The 19,308-nt window shown below is 41.2% G+C and carries 18 protein-coding genes; 7 read left to right on the top strand and 11 right to left on the bottom strand.

The features are described from left to right. Positions 1-20: 20 nt before the first annotated feature. Both SNE_RS06085 and SNE_RS06080 read right to left on the bottom strand, forming a co-directional pair. Positions 21-2,051, bottom strand: coding sequence for a thioredoxin domain-containing protein (locus tag SNE_RS06085; protein ID WP_013943496.1), 2,031 nt, complete (start codon positions 2,049-2,051; stop codon positions 21-23). 169 nt (positions 2,052-2,220) lie between these two features. Continuing rightward, positions 2,221-2,628, bottom strand: a complete 408-nt coding sequence (locus SNE_RS06080; protein WP_013943494.1) for a helix-turn-helix domain-containing protein — start codon at positions 2,626-2,628, stop codon at positions 2,221-2,223. A gap of 115 nt (positions 2,629-2,743) precedes the next feature. Here SNE_RS06080 and rnhC point away from each other — a divergent pair, with 115 nt between their 5' ends. The 4 genes from rnhC (at position 2,744) to SNE_RS06060 (ending at position 7,530) form a co-directional block, all read left to right on the top strand. Then, positions 2,744-3,643: a ribonuclease HIII gene (gene rnhC, locus SNE_RS06075; protein ID WP_013943493.1), complete on the top strand. Its 900-nt coding sequence runs from the start codon at positions 2,744-2,746 to the stop codon at positions 3,641-3,643. A gap of 10 nt (positions 3,644-3,653) precedes the next feature. Then, positions 3,654-5,228, top strand: a complete 1,575-nt coding sequence (locus SNE_RS06070; protein ID WP_013943492.1) for a DNA repair protein RecN — start codon at positions 3,654-3,656, stop codon at positions 5,226-5,228. A gap of 24 nt (positions 5,229-5,252) precedes the next feature. After that, entirely contained in the window at positions 5,253-6,002 is a 750-nt protein-coding gene (locus SNE_RS06065; RefSeq protein ID WP_013943491.1) for a hypothetical protein, read from the top strand. Between the two features lie 214 nt (positions 6,003-6,216). After that, positions 6,217-7,530 (top strand): dual specificity protein phosphatase family protein, encoded by a 1,314-nt coding sequence (locus SNE_RS06060; protein WP_013943490.1) that lies wholly within the window; start codon positions 6,217-6,219, stop codon positions 7,528-7,530. Positions 7,531-7,583: 53 nt separating this feature from the next. Here the strand turns inward: SNE_RS06060 and SNE_RS06055 are convergent, their stop codons facing one another. The 7 genes from SNE_RS06055 to SNE_RS06025 all read right to left on the bottom strand — a co-directional run bounded on the left by SNE_RS06055 (position 7,584) and on the right by SNE_RS06025 (position 14,090). Further along, positions 7,584-7,964 (bottom strand): RidA family protein, encoded by a 381-nt coding sequence (locus tag SNE_RS06055; protein WP_013943489.1) that lies wholly within the window; start codon positions 7,962-7,964, stop codon positions 7,584-7,586. 53 nt (positions 7,965-8,017) lie between these two features. Beyond that, complete coding sequence (locus tag SNE_RS06050; protein WP_013943488.1) at positions 8,018-9,322, bottom strand: MFS transporter; 1,305 nt, start codon at positions 9,320-9,322, stop codon at positions 8,018-8,020. Beyond that, a complete protein-coding gene (locus SNE_RS06045; protein ID WP_013943487.1) occupies positions 9,319-10,950 on the bottom strand; it encodes a hypothetical protein in 1,632 nt (543 codons plus the stop codon). The genes SNE_RS06050 and SNE_RS06045 overlap by 4 nt, the downstream gene beginning before the upstream one ends. Before the next feature lie 47 nt (positions 10,951-10,997). Beyond that, positions 10,998-11,468 carry a hypothetical protein gene (locus SNE_RS06040; RefSeq protein ID WP_013943486.1) on the bottom strand — a complete coding sequence of 157 codons (471 nt, stop codon included), beginning with the start codon at positions 11,466-11,468 and terminating at the stop codon, positions 10,998-11,000. Between the two features lie 8 nt (positions 11,469-11,476). Next, positions 11,477-12,085, bottom strand: a complete 609-nt coding sequence (locus tag SNE_RS06035) for a hypothetical protein (RefSeq protein WP_013943485.1) — start codon at positions 12,083-12,085, stop codon at positions 11,477-11,479. A 32-nt stretch (positions 12,086-12,117) separates the two neighbouring features. After that, positions 12,118-12,753 carry a YIP1 family protein gene (locus tag SNE_RS06030; protein WP_013943484.1) on the bottom strand — a complete coding sequence of 212 codons (636 nt, stop codon included), beginning with the start codon at positions 12,751-12,753 and terminating at the stop codon, positions 12,118-12,120. Positions 12,754-12,935: 182 nt separating this feature from the next. Further along, positions 12,936-14,090, bottom strand: a complete 1,155-nt coding sequence (locus SNE_RS06025; protein WP_041418854.1) for a branched-chain amino acid transport system II carrier protein — start codon at positions 14,088-14,090, stop codon at positions 12,936-12,938. Positions 14,091-14,368: 278 nt separating this feature from the next. On the opposite strand from SNE_RS06025, the gene SNE_RS06020 reads away from it, so the two are divergent. Continuing rightward, positions 14,369-14,971, top strand: a complete 603-nt coding sequence (locus tag SNE_RS06020; RefSeq protein WP_041418852.1) for a hypothetical protein — start codon at positions 14,369-14,371, stop codon at positions 14,969-14,971. Positions 14,972-15,264: 293 nt separating this feature from the next. On the opposite strand, the gene SNE_RS06015 is transcribed toward SNE_RS06020, so the two are convergent. Both SNE_RS06015 and SNE_RS06010 read right to left on the bottom strand, forming a co-directional pair. Next, entirely contained in the window at positions 15,265-16,653 is a 1,389-nt protein-coding gene (locus tag SNE_RS06015; protein ID WP_013943480.1) for a TIGR01777 family oxidoreductase, read from the bottom strand. 161 nt (positions 16,654-16,814) lie between these two features. Next, the gene (locus SNE_RS06010) at positions 16,815-17,030 is read right to left on the bottom strand and encodes a DUF378 domain-containing protein (RefSeq protein WP_013943479.1); all 216 of its coding nucleotides are present in this window, start codon (positions 17,028-17,030) and stop codon (positions 16,815-16,817) included. A 263-nt stretch (positions 17,031-17,293) separates the two neighbouring features. Between SNE_RS06010 and SNE_RS06005 the strand changes: the two genes are divergently transcribed. Beyond that, positions 17,294-18,886 (top strand): hypothetical protein, encoded by a 1,593-nt coding sequence (locus SNE_RS06005; RefSeq protein ID WP_013943477.1) that lies wholly within the window; start codon positions 17,294-17,296, stop codon positions 18,884-18,886. Between the two features lie 120 nt (positions 18,887-19,006). Then, positions 19,007-19,303 carry an Asp-tRNA(Asn)/Glu-tRNA(Gln) amidotransferase subunit GatC gene (gatC, locus tag SNE_RS06000; protein WP_013943476.1) on the top strand — a complete coding sequence of 99 codons (297 nt, stop codon included), beginning with the start codon at positions 19,007-19,009 and terminating at the stop codon, positions 19,301-19,303. The last annotated feature ends 5 nt before the right edge of the window (positions 19,304-19,308 follow it).

Raw genomic sequence — 19,308 nt, 5'->3', positions numbered from 1 at the left:
ATCTTCTCAAATTTCAGCGTTTAAGTAAACCGGCGTTGCAATGCGTCTGTTGAAGTGATAGGAGCTTCACATTTTCCATGCTTGCAGAGATAAACTGTCGTTTTTCCCTCAAGCGGAATGTTTTCTTCAAACTCCTTGTCAGAATGTCGCTTCCAAAAGACCACGTGATGAGGAATAAATTCAGTGGATAAGACTTCAAGAATTTCTTCTTTCAAGCTCTCTTTTTCATCGAGTGCTACGACAATTGTCAAGGCTTCTTTATCGAGATAATGTTGCAGGGCGATGAGATGGTAACAAGCTCCTTGTGGATAGGTTTCGATATAGCTTGTTGCAACTTTTAAAATGTCTTCAGCTTGAATTCTAAGCTCTCGATTTTGTGTGAGTTGGCTGAGCCGAATCAGGTTTTCAGCATGGATGGCATTTCCGGAAGGTTGTGCACTGTCAAAAAGTTCAGGGCGCCTCAGTAAAATAGAATACTCTGGGCCAGTCTGATAAAAAGCACCTTCATCTGCTTTGAATTCTTTTTCGAGAAAGTCAGCTAGTTCTAATGCCCACTGAAGCCAAACATTTCCAAGATCGGCTTCGGAGAGAGTGATGAGAGCCCGAATCAAGTAGGCATAGTCATCTAATCCTCCTTCATAATCGGTTTGCCCTTCACGAAAACGACGCTTGAGTTTGCCTCCTTTCCATAGGTTTTGACGGATGAAACTTGCTGCAGCAAGGCCACTTTTTAGATAGGCCTCATTTTGAAAGGCTCGCCCAGCTTTGATAAAAACGTCGATGGCCATTGCATTCCAGGTCACCAATATCTTATCGTCTTTAAAAGGGCGCTTTCTCCCTTTTCGAGCGTCAAAAAGGAGGTTTAAACAGGAGTCGAGACGGGTTTGGATCATAAGAGGATCGAGACCTCGCAACTCTGCAAACTCTTGAATGGTCATTGTGCGGTACAAGACATTTTTTCCACCAAAATTTCCACTTGGAGTTACATCAAAGTACTCACAAAATAAATCTAAATCAGCAGGAGGAAGAAGTTTTTGAATTTCTTGAGCATGCCAAGTGTAATACGCCCCTTCTTCTCCATCTGTTTCTGCATCTTCTGCTGAATAAAATCCTCCACCTTGATGTTGCATATCGCGCAAAAGGTAATCTAAAATCTCTTCACAAACTTGCCGATAGAGGGGTTTTTTAGTTAGTTTCCAAGCATCGAGAAAAGCGAGAGCCATCAACGCGTTATCGTAGAGCATCTTTTCAAAATGGGGAATGATCCACTTTTCATCGACACTGTAGCGAGAAAATCCTCCGCCGACCTGGTCGTAGATACCCCCACGATGCATCATACTAAGTGTCAGTTCAGCAAAAAAAAGAGAGCGGGAATCGTGCTCTCTTCTAGCGTGCTCGAGGAAAAAAAGAATTTGATAACCTAAAGGAAATTTTGGAGCTCCTTTTATTCCTCCATAGACGGGATCTACCGCTTCATAAAACTGCTCAACAGCTGCATCGAGGTGCTCCTCATTTGGAAGCTCTTCCCCTCTTGTCTGGACGCTGCGAGCAAAAAGATCGACAAGTTTTTCTGCCTGGTCGAGGAGTAATTCGCGTTCTGCGCTTTTCCAAAGTTGTTTGATGTGTGAAACAAGCTCTTTGATGCCCATCAACTCTTGGCGCGTAGTTGGAGGCATGTAAGTCGTTGCATAAAAAGGTTTCAGCTCGGGTGTGAGGATCAAATTGAGTGGCCAGCCCGACCCTGAAGCCATGAGAGCTTGGGCGAACTCCATGTAGAGGCTGTCAATTTCAGGAAGTTCTTCTCGATCGACTTTGACATTGATGAAAGTTTCATTCATGAGAGTTGCAATCTCAGAGTTAGCGAATGACTCCCGGCTCATGACATGGCACCAATGGCAAGTGGCATAGCCGATCGATAGAAAAATAGGTTTGTCGAGTTTTTTTGCTGCTTCGAAAGCTTCATCTCCCCATGGGTACCAATCCACAGGATTATGCGCATGCTGGAGGAGATAAGGAGATTTTTCTTTAATCAAACGATTTTCAAAAACCATGATTAGAACTCCTTAAAAAAAAATTAAGGGGTAATTTGACCCTCTTTTCATCGCCTTTTGCCCTCCAAAAATCTCTCCTTATCGCATCGACAACGATTTTAATTTTAGGAAAGCAAAATTCACTAAAAATCTGGCCCATATTAACTCCCAAATTTTTTGTTATGTAGAACTAAAAAACGCCGAGGTATTTCGCCAAATAGTAGGCAAGAACGAGGATTCCAACAGAAACTGCTGCCCAAATTAAATTCGGAAGCCATTTCACCCCTCCGCCTAAGCTTCCGCGGACTTCTAGCGTTCCAATTCCATAAGAAAAGTCGTGCTTAGTACTTACTGCTTCAAAAGCTTCAGGATTATCGCGAATCACTTTGTCTCCATCCATCCCTAAAAAGTTTGCATACTGTCTGAGAAAACCCAGCATGTAAACAGGTGATAAGAATTGGTCTTCTCGTCCCTCTTCAATCGCTTCGATGTAGTTGGAGCGGATTGACGTGGCGTTTTCGACCTCTTTTAGAGAGAGATTAAGTTCTTTTCTCTTACTTTTGAACATTTCGCCAATTTGCTTAATGTCTTGAGTCATATAGCTCCCATAGATGATCTAGCTGAAAGACGTTAGACTACAGTATCGAACGAAAATCTACAATTAAAAACCCTCAAAGTGCTATCTTTGAGAAAATAATTTTCTTTGAAGAACTATGAATAAACCTGCTTGTTTTGTTGCCCAAGTCGACCTTTCCCTAGCCTTTAAGCTCGAAGAGGACTTGAAAAATCAAGGCTTTGAAGTGTCGAAGCCGCAGTACACTTTGTTTCAAGCCAAGAAAAAAGGGATCTCCTGTACACTTTATGAGTCGGGAAAACTCACTGTTCAAGGAAAAGATAAGGACGACTTTATCTCCTTCTACCTCGAGCCAGAAATTCTAGGGAGCCTCACCTACTCCTACCCAGATGTTAACCAAGACAAGACACCCCACATCGGCGTCGACGAAGCGGGAAAAGGAGATGTCTTTGGCCCCCTTTGCATTGGCGCAGTTTTTGCCGATGAGGAGGGAATCTCTGAGCTTTCTAAGCTAGGAGTACGTGATAGCAAACGGATGACAGATCCGACCATCCTTAAGCTTGCCGAACAAATCCGAAAGAAGTTTTCCTATGCTCTCGTCAAAATTTTCCCCCAGAAGTACAACGAGCTCTACGATAAATTTCATAATCTCAACAGCCTCTTAGGGTGGGGGCATGCCACAGCTATTGAAGATGTTCTCAAAAAATCCCCCTGCCAAAAAGTCACCATTGATAAGTTTGCCAGTGAGCATGTCGTTGCTTCAGCCCTGCAACGGAAAGGAATCGAAGTGGAACTCACGCAAAGGCATAAAGGAGAAGAAGACATCGTTGTTGCCGCTGCTTCGATCATTGCGCGCGCTGCCTTTGTAGAAGGCATTGAAAAGCTTAGCGAAGAATTTCAACTTCAACTTCCCAAAGGTGCCTCTCCTGCTGTTATCCAAGCTGGACGTCAATTTGTTGCAAAGCATGGCCGAGCCCTTCTCCCTCGCATTGCAAAGATGCACTTTAAAACCCTTGAAGAGATCCAGGCAATTCATTAAAAATAATGGCATGATTACAACACTGCATTTACGCCATTTTGTCCTTATCCAGCAGGCCGTCATTCATTTTGAAAAAGGGCTCAATATTCTGACCGGCGAAACCGGAGCAGGCAAAACCATTTTGATCCAAGCAATTAACCTCCTTATGGGGCAAAAAGCCGATACAGATGTCATTCGATCTGGTGAAGAGACCGCCATTGTCACGGCCACATTTGAAATTGCAAATCTTACTCCCGTCCACACCCTTTTAAACGAAGCCGGCATCGTCTTTGACCCACAAGAAGAGCTCATCATTAAACGGGAAATTTCCCGCACAAGCAAAAATCGGATCTTTATCAATGCGCAGCTTGCTCCTCTTCAGCTCCTTTCCCAACTTGGAACCCACCTATTTGAAGTGGCAGGTCAAAACACTAGCGTAGCTCTTCGCTCATCTGATCAACAACGAGAGACTCTCGACACCTTTGGGAGTATCGACATCACTCCTTTTTCGTACTCTTATGAAAATGAAAAAAAGCTTTTCCGCCATCTCGAGACCCTCAAACTTCAAAAAGTCGATGCAGAGCGTGTTATGCAGCGCATTCAATGGGAACTAGAAGATCTACAGGCCGTTGACTTGTCTGAAGATGAAGAAGCTCTTTTCGAGGCATATAAAAACCAAACGAACTCTCAAGAGCGCATACAAAGCCTCTCCTTGATGATACAGGCTCTTGAAAATTCTGTTCTGCCGACACTCTCTCAATTTAAAAGATATCTCCCTTCTAGCGAACTTCTCGAAACTGCTCTCACAAGCTTGAATGAACTTTCGTTTTCTCTCTCCTCTGAGCTTGAAGATCTCCAATTGGACCCTGAGCAGTTAGAAGCTCTTGAGAAAAAACTTTCCAAGCTGAGCAGTGTAAAAAAGAAATATCGGATAGAAGCGACTGACATTCCCAAACGTCTGGCCACGCTTGAACAGGAGCTTAAGCATTATGAAGAGCTCGATGCCAAAATCGAAACCCTTGAAAAGGCTCATGAAGCAGCAAAACTTGAATGTGATGTCCTCGCTCAAAATTTAACGAAAGCCCGCATCATAGCTCAAAAAACTCTTGAGGAAGCGCTGACCCAAGAAATTCGCCTCCTCAATATGGCTGATGCTACTTTCCAAATCGAAATCGCTCCTAAAGAGATCGGACCCGATGGAGCTGACCAAGTCATTTTTTATCTCAGCGCAAATCGCGGTGAAAAACCAGCCCTTGTGAAAAGTAAAACAAGTGGTGGCGAACTCTCTCGCCTCTTTTTTGCTCTCAAGCTTCTCTTAGCAGCAAAAGAAGCCATCCCGATTCTGATCTTTGATGAAATTGATTCGAACATTGGAGGAGAAACGGCAACCCTTATTGGCGAAAAGCTCCTTGAATTGAGTCAGTCTCGCCAAGTGCTTTGCATCACCCATTTTCCTCAGGTAGCTCGGTTTGCAACTCACCATCTCCTCATTTCAAAAAAGATAGATGGAGAGCGTACGCATACCACTATTGAGTCCTTAGAGGGGTCGCAAAAAAAGGAAGAGCTTTTACGTATGATAGGCGGAAAAGCTACACTGCCTCAATGAGACTATTGTTTGTTAAAGGATTAAATGAAAAAAGCGCATTTTTTAATAGCACTTGTTGGTTTTGCACAGTCATTTTTATTTGCGAATAATTATGAAGAAACTGTTCAAGAAATGAGTCATGCAATCACAGATTTGCCTTCAAAAGGTTATTTATTCGTTGACCTGGGAGTGAGCGCTAAAGATTTAGCTCTCATCCAATCTCTTGAAGTGGGCAAATGGCAAACATATAACCGTTTTGGAAATATTGATAGAATGAAAGCTGAGCTCCCTGAATTTTTTCACCTAATTGGTAATCAAGAGGATAAAGTTGTTGGAAAGGCAACAGAAATTTTATATCAATTAGTTTCAAATATCATTCTTGCTTCGAAGAAGCAAACAGCTTGGGTTTGTATTCGGGCTGCATTGCCTACATCTGAGTTTGATATTCCACGATGGCATATGGATGGTGCTTATTATTCCCCTTACGATTCGCTGCAATATAAATTCGCTGCAGCTCTTAAAGGAAGTCAAACGTTATTTTTCCCCCTAACTGATGATAACAGAAATATTTACTTAGAAAATCATGCAAATAGAGATTTTTTGAGCCAATTCTTTGATTCTCGTTTGGCAGAAGTAGCTGAGAGTTGTCAAGGAGCCTTTTTCTTAGTTGGGAATCAAAAATCGGCAGCTCTTCACTCTGAACCTTGCATTCAAACTCCACGAATCTTTATTTCTGTTCTTCCAGGTGATGATTCTGAAATAGAAGAACTGAATTGTCGCTGGAATTCTCTTTAGAGACTTATACTCAAACTACTTCAAAAATTGATTTTGGGTAACGCGAAAGCTTTCGGAATTAACAGATTGTAAGTTACTTAATATTAGGAGTATAAGTTCGATTCAAATCGGCAAATTACGGCGCTTTGGCGCAGCCGAAAATCCAATTTTTGAAGTAGTTTGAGTATAAAGCTCAGAAGAAGTAAAATACTTTAGATTAATTTTTTGAGGAACTATGACAGAAGCTATTTCAGAAGAAAATTTTAGTGAAGCAATCTATTTCACTCCAGATGAAACGTCAGTGGGAAACACAAAGAGCGTCGGGGTTGCTTTAGAAGTCCTAGAAAATGCGCCCAATCCATCTTACTATAGCCTGCTTAAATATGAAGTTTCTCTTGCTTACACTCAATTTACAGCTTCTGATAAATGGTGGTCTAAAATTGAACCTCTTAATCTATATTTAGGAGCTCTTCCTCTTAAAAATATGGGACATCTTGAATCGATTGCGGAATTAGGTGTGACTGATATTCTTGCTATCGTTGAAGACTTTGAGCTCGAAGACGGTTGGTTCAACTCTCCAGTTAAGGAAGGTGATTGGGAGGCACATGGAATTTCGATAAAACAGATTCCAGCTGTCGATTTTTCCCCTTTAACAAGAGAAGAGATTAAAGAAGGAATTCAGAGTCTCCACACTCTCTTAGAAGATGAAAAAACAGTCTATATTCATTGCAAAGCTGGTCGAGGTCGCAGTGCTACAATCGTTATTGCTTATTTAATGGAGTATCTAGGTTTTACCTTCCAACAAGCATTTGATTACGTACAAGTCTCACGTCCTCAAATTAACTTGAATGCAGGGCAAAGGCAGGCAATCTTCGACTACTTTTCGATCTGCACAGAAGAATTAGACGAGACGAACAAAGATCAAGGTTACATCAGTATACAAGTGCTGACAAACCTTTTGAATTCAATGCTTAACTATGTGATTCACGGTGGATCTTTTTCAGCTGAAGGATCTGTTCCAGACGCGCTTGCCGCTTGGGTTCCTTCTATTGAAATTCAATCGACCTTAGAAAGACGTGACCGCTATTTACGTGAGCACCTAGGCGATCAAGAAAAAGCGATCGAAGCCGCTATTGCGCGCAACCATGGATTTGTGCGTAACTTTAAAAAGTACGCTCTTGGAGCCATTCCTGTTGTTGGAGCTCCCTCTTACTACACGATTAGTCTTTGGTATCAACTTAGAGAAATTGCCCTGATTGCAGCACTTCACGGCCATGACCTTGAAAATCCAGAAGTTCAAAATAAAATGTTAAGCTGTTTAGTGGGGGGAAATTTGCTAAAAGTTCCAGCGCAGTCAGTGGATTTTGTGGCGCGCAAAATTCTCAATGAAGCAGCGAAGCAAACTTTGGGTACAGCTTTCCCAACAGCTCTTCCAGCCCATCTCATCTTCAACTATTTTACTGATAACTCAGCAAAAGTTTCTACTCATGCAAAAGAGGTTTTTGGGGGCGAAAACTCTCTACCGATTTCGGTTGAAGACTACGCATAGCTTTTTGAAACTTCATCTTCTTTTCGACGAAAACCTCTGCCGTCACTTGGATTTTAAAGAGAAGCAATTGTATCAATTGCAATTTGGAAGCCTTTGTGGAAAGTCCCACAAGGAATAACGCCTCGAGCAGGCTTATGGTCTTTGAAAAATTGCATGTAGACAGTGTTGACTTGCTCCCATAACTGAATATCTGAAAGATAAATCGTGATTTTCAGTACTTTTGTTAAATCTGAGCCAGCAGCGTGAAGAATGGCTTGAACGTTACTTAGAGCTGCATAAGTTTGCTCCTCTATTGAGCCAACAACAATGGGCTTACTTGGAACAATTCCTAGCTGAGTTGCTACATATACAACTCCATTATGAATAACGGCCTGAGAATAATGGCCTAATGGTTGAGCAGCCTCATTAGTCTCAACAAATTGGATTTCAGACATCTCAATCTCCTATTTTAGTTGTAATAAGTTACGACTAGGGCGCAATGGGTAGGTTAATCCTCTTCTTCGTCCTCGTCTTCTTCCATAAAAGGATTGAGCTCTTCTTCATCCTCCCCTTCGATCTCGTCTCCCCCCATTTCACTACGGGGATCGAGAAGAAAGGCAAGTGAAGTTGCCCTTGGAAGAGGTAGATAATCGCTTTGTTCTTCTTCTGGTGGTCTACGTGCATGGAGGACGCGCCACATTGCAAAAATAATATAGAGAGCACAGACAATTGAAATAAATAAAAAGAGAGCTGAGGGGCCAAATAGATCCATAAATATTGGTGAAATGAGAGGTCCTATAATACACCCGGTTCCATAGATGATAAGTAGGGCGCAGGTAATCCCTACAATGTTCCTATCTGAGAAGTAGTCACATGTATAGGTGATTGAAAGAGGATAGAGAGTAAAAGAAATCCCCCCGAAGATGATCATTAAAGAAAGGAGGAGATAATAAGGGTAATGTTGGCTATGGAATAGGACAAACGTTAGTATCATCAGAGCAAAAAAGACACCAATGATCACTTTGCGTCTGTTAAAGATATCAGAGAGGTGTCCGATGGGCCATTGCAGTGCAAGGCCGCCAAGAATGGTAAGCCCCATGATTTGCGAGATTTGCATGATACTTAAGTTGATCTCTTTAGCGAAAATCGGCCCTAAACCATAAAACGAACTCATGATCAGGCCAGCAAGAAAACATCCAATAGGCCCTAATGGAGCTTTTTTCAAAATTTGAAAGATATTGGTGATCGACGATTCGAGCATGACTGGGCCACTACTTTTCATCATGCAGACCGGGAGAACTGAGAGTGAGCTGAGGAAGATGGTCATTGCAAAGGGAAAGAAACTTTTCATTGGAGCTACATTGAGAAGGAACTGACCAAAACCTTGGGCTAAATAGAGGGTCAGCATGTAAAGTGATAGAACTTTTCCTCTTGTCTTAATTCCTGTGGATAAAAGAAGCCAGCTCTCAATTACAATAAAAAAGCCTGAGGCACAAAACCCGACAAAAAAGCGGAAAAACGTCCAAGTCAATGCGCCAATAATCAAAGATTGAACAAGAATTACAGCTGAATTAATCGACGCAAACATGGCAAAGGTTCGAATATGCCCGATCCGGTCAATCAGCTTTTCGACATAAATAGACCCAAGCATGACCCCTGCATAATAAGCAGCATTGAGCACCCCGATCACCCAGCTATCGAATCCCTCATAAGCAATTCTCAAACTCGCATAAGTGTTAAAAAAACCATTCCCGAGCATCACAATGACAAGGCTAATTAAGGGAGGTGTGACGGAGCGGATAACTTTTCTCATGCTAGTCTCTTTTTCACAGCAATTTTCGTTTTAGGTTCAAGAGAAATCCAATGGTTCTCTTCTTGCTTTAGAGGTTGATTGATGACCATGTACTTTTCTTTTTCAAATGGGTGTTGTATCACTCCTTTTTTGACAATGACTTGTTCAAACGTGTAATGAATTTCAATGTGACCTGCTTCAAGTCGCTTCACTGCAATATCTGTATTTGTCAGGATGGGGAGAAAATATTCAGACTTTTCACCGAGTAGTCCAGTCACTCCCTCTTCAATCGCAGAGCGAAAGCCTGTTTTGCCGACTTGAGAAACCGATTGTTGCAAAATGACAAATAGGGTGTCGTCAATTCCTGAGAATTTCTGAAGTTCATGGTAGCACTGAATCAAACTTTCTTGTGATAGAGAGTCGCATCGGTCTAAATGGTAAAGAGCATTTTCTCCATCAATGAGTTGAAGGGAAGGCCATTCTCTATTGATCTCATGAGCAAAATCAACTGTCATCCGTTCCAAGCTGGGATCTTCTTGAATTTTTTCATTAAGGGAAGGAAAATTTTCAGGATCGTTTTTGACTTTTTTTTCAGCACCGGCATAGACCCTTTCGAGAAAAGAGAGGGGTTTTTTCATTGACGTTGAAGACTCTTCAAAAGCCCAATCGAGTAAGTTGAGTGTGACTTGAGACACCTCTTGAATAGATAAGAGAAAATCCCATTGGTAACGATTGAGAATGAGAGAGCAAAGATTCAGCTCTTGCTCCTCTGAAATGCGAGAAAGAATCTCTTGTTGGTTTCCGAGTTGGATCAATTGTCTCCGGTTTTCAAGTGGCAAGTCACGTGGTAGATAACGACTTGCAAGATAGGTTTGGAGGATCTCAATATCTTTTTTAGAGGTTTTCGCAAGGCTTTCGAGAAAATGGTAGAGCTCGGGATTACTATCTGAAAGCTCTTCAAAATCTTGATAAGCAAGGACAATTTCTTGGAAGGCTTTACTCAGCTCTTTAAAGCGGGACAAGAGGCAGGATTTTTTCCGGTAGACGGCTGTTCGGGTCAACCTATCGTGAACTCCCTCTGGAGTAAGGCAGTGTTCTCGTTTGAGTGTTGTATTGCACAAGTTGATACTTTGGATCTGCCGATATTGGTTTACTCGCGCCTTCCGCTTCACTTCCCACCACATATGCAAATAGTCGAGGCGCTCGGTTTTGAGGTGGTAAAGCTTGATGCTTTTTTGATCTCTTACAGGATTAGTAATAAAGAGCAGGATCTCATTAGGAGAGTAAATCGCTTTGAATTCGAGAGCATTTTCGTCTTCACTGACCTTTTCAGACTGAATCATCATAAAGATCGCATTGAGGGATTGGCGAGGGTCTGTATGAGTTTGCTCTTTCCGGGCCTCTTCAATATGGTCTTGCAAAGCACGAAAGTAGAAAAGTTTCCGCGCAGCAAGAGCCTGAGCTACAGCATGACGAGATTTTTTATACTTTTTGTAGGGATAGACACCACATGTCACAATCGAGAAAAAAATGTTCCGAATGTATTTTTTTCGAAATTTTTCACGAAAATGATGAGAAACCGCCCCTTGCCACGAAGCTCTGTGGTTGACATTGACAGAATGTACATCAGGTAAGGAAGGGTGTTGCATGCGCTCGTAGTCTCTAGGTTAGACCCATCTATCCTGGTTGTACAAATTTAGAAAATATGTTCCAAGTTTAATCTGCAAGCATGAACGAGAAAGTAGTAAACGTAGGCGCACATCACAATCCCCTTTCCCGTCCAGAGAAGGGTCCGGACCCAGTTCGACATGATGAGATTATTTAGAATTTTATTCGAAAAACGGACGCTGAGTTTTTGGTGCTGTGTTATTTGAAATAAGAACGTTGCAAGCCAGATGAAGATGAGTAAAATCAAGTTAGTGATGGCAAAGGTGGTGAGTTCTCCTCTCGAAACCCCTACTAAAATGATGGCAGAAATCGCTTCAACGAGCATCAAAGGGCTTAGAAAAAAGGCTGTTCGTCGAATATGAGAGCGCTCATACTCGACGAAGCCTTCTTTTATCTTCTTATAGAGAGGATAATGAATAATCTGACTGTACCAAGAAACCCCAACTAAAGCCCATGTCGCCACAAGTTGAACAAGAGTGATAATGATGAGGTTTTCCATAGGTTTTCCTATTTTTTCAATTCAAACGACGAAATAAAGTGTGAAAAGTGATCTTCATGGTAATTCTTTCCATCACATTCCATTGCAAGAAGATATAAATTGTTGTCTGCCATAACAGCACGGCCCTTAAAATAGTTTCCTTTTGCTTCGATGAAGAAGTCGAGAGCTTTATAACCTTGGACTTCGGTCAAATCGGCAAAAATCAGCTTATTTTCAGGATTCTGCGTAATCAATCCATTGAGAAAACTTTCTAAGCTCATATCAGCATGGGCCTGATTGACAAAAGGCGGATACTGCGCCACTAAAAGCATGTAAACGGCTTTTTTTTCGTGAGCCGCAACGTATACATCGTAGCGCAAGTTGTGCCCCTCTTCAGAAAGAGGCATGATTTGTTTGACGTGTTCAGGAGAGCTTGGCAATGAAATACTGCAAGCTCCTGGGATTGAGTGAAACTTTTTCCACCCCTGAACTGTTGTCACTTGAGACTGCCCCGTTTTGACGGCTAAATAGGCCTTAGCACCACTAAACGAGCTTCCAGCGCTACTGCATAGAAGAGCAAGCGAACCGATTGCAGCTAAAGCTCTTCCTTTCACGCTCTTATTCCATAACTTAAACATTTGTCCCCCTCATAAGTAAGATTGAAATCTCTTTATGCCATATGTGTGACAGCCGAGATTCCCCATCCAATCACAAATAATACAATGAACAGCGCGAGCCCACTTAAGAACAAGTTAAGCAATGCCATCCATGCAGAAAATTTTTGAACTTCTCCAAGTGCATGTAAGTAAATGACAAGCATCCAAGTCCCTAAAACAATATTAAGAATAGATGCTCCAATATTCACTCCAATTGACCCAGCTGTCATTTCTTGTTGCTCATACCCAACAATAAAGAGGTTTCCTCCATGGGCAAACATCAAAATAACCCAAATCAGAATCGTCACAATTGACGGAACGCTTGTCCAGCAACTCGCCGCTCTAACCTGTTTAAATGAAGCCTTTCCTTTGATCAGCTTTCCGACCCAAAAGGTGAAAGCCGACGTGATGTTAAATAAGATGTACCCAACAGGAACGCACAAAATAAGTGCGATGAGTAAGATCACAAAAAGGTTCAGATCCCTTCCTAGAGATAAAAACTGGGCGACCTGAAGCATATACTGAAACCCAAAGATTGCGCAAAGCACAATAAACCGATGGTTCACGTCATAATTAATGAGCGCTTGCATCGTTTGACGCGGTTTCACCCAAATACTGAGCCATGGATTGAGCTCGAGTTTAGTTTTCATGATGCTTCCTCCGATGTCCCTTCAATTTTACGTTTGATCGGCCAAGTGGCCACCCTCATTTTTAATTTATATCGAAATAGTTATCAGGGCAAGGAAAAAATAATTACAACAAAATATTAATGAAACTAAATCGTAACAATCTGGAAGATAAAAAAATAGATGAGGCGCCGAAGCGCCTCAAGTTAAGCAACATGTTGAAAGTAAAGCACTAGAGACATTGCCGCAAAGACAGGAATCTTAATGGATTTTACTGCCAACGTCTTATGCAAGATATTGAACAAGCAAAGAACTAAGAGTGAAGGATAGATCACTTGAAGTACAGGTGAAAGCATCTGAACAATCCCAGTAAACTCGAGCGTTGTGGTCAAAGCTGTTAAGATCAAAATCAACCCAAGAGAGTATTCGTACTTCACTTTTTCTTTAAAGATATGTTGTTGAAGGAAATCCGCACACACAACCGTCAATGCGATAGCCGTTGTTAAACAGGTGAGAACAATCGACAGGCAAACTATGAGCCCAGCATGTTTTCCTAAAACGATGTGGCCAAGGCGTCCGACCAACTGATCGATTGGAGTTCCTGCCAAAGCATGGCTGAAGTGAGCTGCGACATAGCCAAATCCGATATAGACAATACTGAGAAGTGCAGCTCCAATCAGACTTGCTTTGAAAACAGAAGTAAAAAGGGAGGTAGCTTTTCCTTTGGCTCCTGCTTGCTGTTTCAATCTTTCATAAACCAAAGAAGAGAAGAAAAAGGCAGCGATCAGATCCATTGTATTGTACCCTTCCTTAAGTCCATAGAGGAACGGATGGGGAACATGGCTTCCTTCCATCACTTCAGGAGTTGAAAAGAAAAGCCCTTTCACAATGATAAAGACAAGAGAAAAGACCAAAACAGGAGAAAGGATGTAACCAATCAAATCGATTGTCCGACTTTTCTTCCAACAAAATAGAAAGATAAGGAAACAACTGATTAAGCTAAAAGTCAGCATGTGCATCCCTGTGAAGTAAACCTTTAAGGTGGCAAAGGTCAGTGTTACCAATCGAGGGATTCCCCCAAAAGGGCCAATGATTCCAAGGAGGATCAAGATCACAATCAATGCAGGGATCTTTCCAATGCGATTGAAGAAGCTTCGATAGTCCCCTTCAAATAAAGTGATCGACATGAGCCCAGTAAAAGGCATCACCACAGCTGTAAGAATGAGTCCAATTAGAGCAAACACAATGCCGCTTTCCACATTTTGACCAATAATCAGTGGGAATGTGATGTTCCCTGCGCCAAAAAACATTGAAAACATAGCCAACCCGGTTGAAAGGGATGTGCTCTTTATCTGACTCATTTTATTTACCTCTTTTGCGTTGATTTAAAATAGAAATTGTTTGTGTAGACTAAGAATTCGACATGCACCCTAAAGGCGCACAATAATGACTAAATTGACTGTAAGAAGATTTGATGAATACATCGATCGTCCACAATTTTTATAGAGTATCCACATAGCATAATCAACTCGAGATTTCCTATCAACCAAAAAATTTTAGGATTTTTAATTAAATTTGTTTCATTAAATTAATTTTATTTGATAAACAAGGGTTAAGCTGAAAAACAAAACAGAAAAAAATGTTTATAAGAAAGTTCGATCATCGTTACTTGAATTTGATAAAGAATTTAGACATCCAAGACGAGTCAGCAAAAGAAACACTGATTGAAACTCTGACTTTTAAGACAATCAAAAAAAAGTTACTGATTCACCTATTTCTGATCCTCATCACTTTCGGATACCATTACTATAAGCTACGGTTAAGCGTAGCTCAGGCTATTGATGAAGCTTTAACTGCCCGTAAACTCAATGCCCTTTTTTCCCTAACTGAGACTGACTTTACAGCGCTAAAGCAAGTTTACTCAAGCAACGAGCTGAGTCATTTGCAAAAGTATCCCATTACCGATTACCATCTTTTGAAGATCCTTTACTTCCAAAGAGGCCCTTTCAAATACAAAAAAATCTGGCAAAGTCTGTTTCAAACAACACAAGCAACTCGCACCCACGATATCGATTCGATTAACCTCTATTATGACCGACTGACTACTAGCCATAGCGTGCCACATGAACAAATCCTGAAACACTTACGCAAGAAAGTCGAAGGACGCTATCCAACAGCTCTCACAACACAAGAAATCCAAAGAGCCTTTAAAGAGCTCATGGATTCTCAAAAAGCCTCATAGCTTGAGTTTCGTTTATATTTGCTCTTAGGGACTTTTCTCATTCTTCTAAGTGCTCCATAACAAAAAATTCCATAGCTATATTCAAACAACTTTTGGTTCTGGACAACGCGAAAGCTTTCGGACTTCGTCGATCTTAAATGGCCTCATATTTAGGAATATGAGGCCATTTAAGATCGGCAAATTACAGTGAGGCAAGAGGAGGTTTTGAAGAAGCAAAGGACGCCAAAAGTTAATAGAGGTGAAGAATTTTAGGGACAAGACAGCAGCCCTTTTATGTAAAACACACCTAGAACTCAGGTTCGTAAAAGGTGTTCAAAAGCTTGCTTTAAATGGGGAAACTGAAAGGTGTACCCAGAGTCTAAGAGTTTTCTAGGTTCAACACGTGCACTTGCGAGCATGAGCTCTTCACCTTTTTGCCCAAAAAGAAGGCGGATCATCAGTCCTGGAAAAGGAGGCCCTGGCCAACGATTGAGGGCTTGCGCTAATTTTTTTGCAAAATGAGCATTCATTACGGGATTAGGGCTGGTGAAGTTGATTCCCCCTCGAATGGAAGGGGTCAGGATGACATGATAAAGAGCACCGACAAGGTCATCTAAGGCAATCCAGCTCACATATTGGTGCCCATGTCCCATCTTTCCACCAATTCCCAATTGAAATGGAAGGAGCATCTTTTTCAAAGCGCCGCCTTTAGAACTCAGGACCATTCCGAATCGGGTTGAAACCACTCTGACTCCAACATCTTCAAGATCACGAGCAGCGCGCTCCCAATACTGGCAGACTTTGGTCAAAAAGAGCCCTTTTCCTACTTCGCTCTCTTCTGTTAACACCTCGTCGTTTCGATCTCCATAATAGCCTACTGCTGAAGCGCAAATAAATGTCTTCGGCGGGTTTTTTAAGCGACATAAGACCTTTACAAGATTCTCTGTTCCTCTATAGCGACTAGTTAAAATCGCCTCTTTTTTCTTTTGAGTCCAGTAGCCTGTCGCTACATTTTCTCCAGCTAAGTGGATAACAGTATCAAATCCCTCAAGCTTTTCATGATCTGATTCAAGTGTAATTTCACGGCCATCTGTTGAACTCGCCTTACGGCATAATCTCCAAACTTCATGTCCGGCAAACTCTAGAAAATCGACAACAGCTGTTCCAACAAATCCTCTTGAGCCACTAACCAAAATTTTAAGAGGTCTTTCATAGGTGTATTTTTCTAAGAGGTCTAAATCGTTTTGCAAAAGCTCATGCTTGTATTTGAGAATCCTTGTTAACCGCTTTTCCAGCTGTTTATTGAGGAAAAAGGTCAGAATTTTAGAAAAATGATGCTTAAAGTTGAATTGGTCGACGATTTCGCAAGCATATTCCCCTTGATCCCGAAGTTTCATTTTATAGACCCATTCATCAAATGGTCCCTCTATTTGTCTAGCTTCAAAGCCCTCATCAGCGTCAAATTGACAGTACTCCAAGGTCGCCTTTTTGGAGATGTATTTCACAATTTTTGCTTCGATGTGAAGCTTTGCCCCAACTTGACTCGGGTTTCCCTCAGATTGAACGATTTGAATGGACTCCCAAGGGGGGATAGTCCTCTTTTCCATCCTTGGACGCAAATGCCATTCCATAACTTTTTTTAAGGGGCGATTGATTAAAGAACGGAAGATGAACCGACCTGAACTCATCTTAAATAGATCCATATAGTCATAAAATCAAAGGATTATGATGCGAAGGAGACTTTTTGAAAAGAAGAAAGGTGAGCCCGATAAGACTCACCTTTTCATTTAAGCTCTTCACTTGAATTTGTACTCAACCGATTTTTGAAGTTGTTTAAGTATCTAAAGATCTTTCTCTCTTATTTCTAGCAACAGCTTCCAACAAGATACTTGCATTTTCCTAAGCAGGTTAGCCCCCAGAGGCCAGAAAGGCCTACCAGAGCATAGACTAGGCGAGCGAGCCAAGTCGAATCACCTCCAAATAACCATGCAACAAAATCGAATTGAAAAAACCCCCAAAGGCCCCAGTTAAGGGCACCAATTAGGACAAGAATAAGAGCTATCAATSTAATGACTTTCATAACCGATCTCCTTTCATTCTTCAGATTTTCATCATACAACAGTTTTTTTGAAGTTGTCAAATTTTCCTCGGAAATCTCTAAGGAAACAGAGGTTTCGGTTTGGAAAAATCAAATTTTAAATTGACTATTAATCGTTTGTAAATAAAATTTTTGTTCATACTTAACACTCAGAGCTCGAACGGAGCTCGGAAAACTTTAGAAATTAGAGGCATGCGCTAGTCAAGACGCACTGCTTTCATTAAAGCAAGGAGTTGAAGGTCAGTATGAAAATGGTCAACAAACTTTTACACATCATGGGGATGGCAGTGATCTGCTTTTTCGCTTCCCAAGCAGTGGCAAGCGAAAGTGTCACTCCCTTTAAACAATTTAACTTCAGCCTATGGTCGGAGTACACTCGCATTGATTTCGACGGAATGACCCAGGCTCAAAAAACCGAAAAGCTTAAATCGCTTTTTAGAGACCAATTAAACTTCGTGAAACGGCATGGAACACGTAAACTGATTGTCAAAATTTTAGATCCGAATCAGTTTGCATTCTTTCATCCAGCAAACTTCGATGCAGAAAGTGAAGACAATTTCTATTTTTGGGCTTGTCAATTATCTAATTATGTAAGAATAGAAGCTTTATTCGATACAGGCACATTCAAGCTTATACCAGAATCGATCTTTGACCGCTTAGCTGGATGCTATAGCATGCTCAGAGACTACTTTGGAAAACAAGACAAGCCATTTGGAAACTTCCAAAACGTCATTGAGAAAATGGAGTGGGTCTCTTGGATCAATGAGATCTACGAAGCAAAAGAGAGAAACCAGCCATTGATTGCTGGAATCACTTTAGATCCAAGAGGCGCTGGCAACTCAATTTCGTATTACCAGAATTTGGTCAACGCTTTTGACCAATTCCGATTCGAGTCAACGCCAGGATGTCATGTTCCTGAATGGATTCCAAAGAATTCTTATTCTGCTCTCAAAATTGGAATGCTTCTTCCTTTAGACCTAAAGGATTTTGCCCTTGCAAATGCTGCATCTTTTCCTCTTCACTCAGAATTAAGATCTCCAAAAGACTCCACGCAGCTTGGTATTTATCTTCCAGAGAACTTTCCCTCAACAGCACCAAATTTTGAGCCTCCAGAATGGAGAGCTGTTGCTTACCGAGATTCATTACTTGATGTGATTTATCTCAATTTTGGTGATTCTCGTTTAGTTCCATATATCTATCAAAACTATGAGATTCTCCCTCATCCCGAAAAAGTTGCCTCTCTAAACAGCCTGAGTACAATTAGCCATTACTTTCAACTTGAAACATTTGGAATTCCGTATGTAAAGGGGCCTGGACATATCAAAGCCTCTTCATCTTCAGTCAACGTTCAAGGGAATTACACTTTCTTTCGTACAGGAAGCACATTGGGTGAAGGGCAATTCATCAATGATCAGCAAATTCAAGTCTTCTTGCCAGGAACGGATGAAAAAGTCGTAAGAACGATCGTAGGAACTCCCAGCAGCAACAAGGAGATGATCCTTTCATCTCCATTCAGTGCAACACATTCTTTTGATAAACTAGAATACTGGACAACAGCTACACCATCTAATTGGGCTACACCAATGATTTCTCAAAAATTAAACTCTAAAATCTATTTTGTGTTCAGTACCAGTTTCGAATCAGAAAAAGATAAGTATTTTGGAAACTGGCATTATCAAAATTTCGTGCAATTCGTAAATAACTTTTTGGCAAGGTACTTCTTCACAGGTCTCAATGGTGAGTATGCCTTTCCAACAAATAACCTTGTTCTTTATGACTTCACAACCATTCCAAATGGGAAACCTTTCCCTGATGTGAACTGGGGACTTGGTAACTAAAACTATTAAGCTCTTTGAAACCTCTCTCCAATGTGGGATTCCTCTCGAGGAATCCCATTTGACTTTTGCCCTCATCTCAATTAAAATAATAAAGCACGAAAAGAACCTGAGTAAGGATCGATGTCTCATATTGATAAAGAAAGCCTAAAAGCCTTAGCAAAGCTTTGCCGCATTGAGTGCGATGAAAAGGCGCTTGAAAAGCTCCTAAAAAATTTAAAATCCATTTTAAACTATATGGACCTTCTCAAAGAAGTTGACACTGAAGATGTTCCCGAATGCAACCACGTCTTAGAAGCCATTCAAAATGTGATGAGAGAAGATAAAACTGAGGAAACTCTTAACAGACAGACTTTCCTAGCGAACAGCCCATCCCATGTTGGCGGGATGATTCGTGTCCCTCCCGTGATAAAATTTTAAATAAG

This window comes from Simkania negevensis Z (genome assembly GCF_000237205.1).
In the GTDB taxonomy this organism is placed as follows: domain Bacteria; phylum Chlamydiota; class Chlamydiia; order Chlamydiales; family Simkaniaceae; genus Simkania; species Simkania negevensis.
Note: the sequence above shows the minus strand (reverse complement) of the source record. Positions and strands in the feature narration are given on the sequence as shown.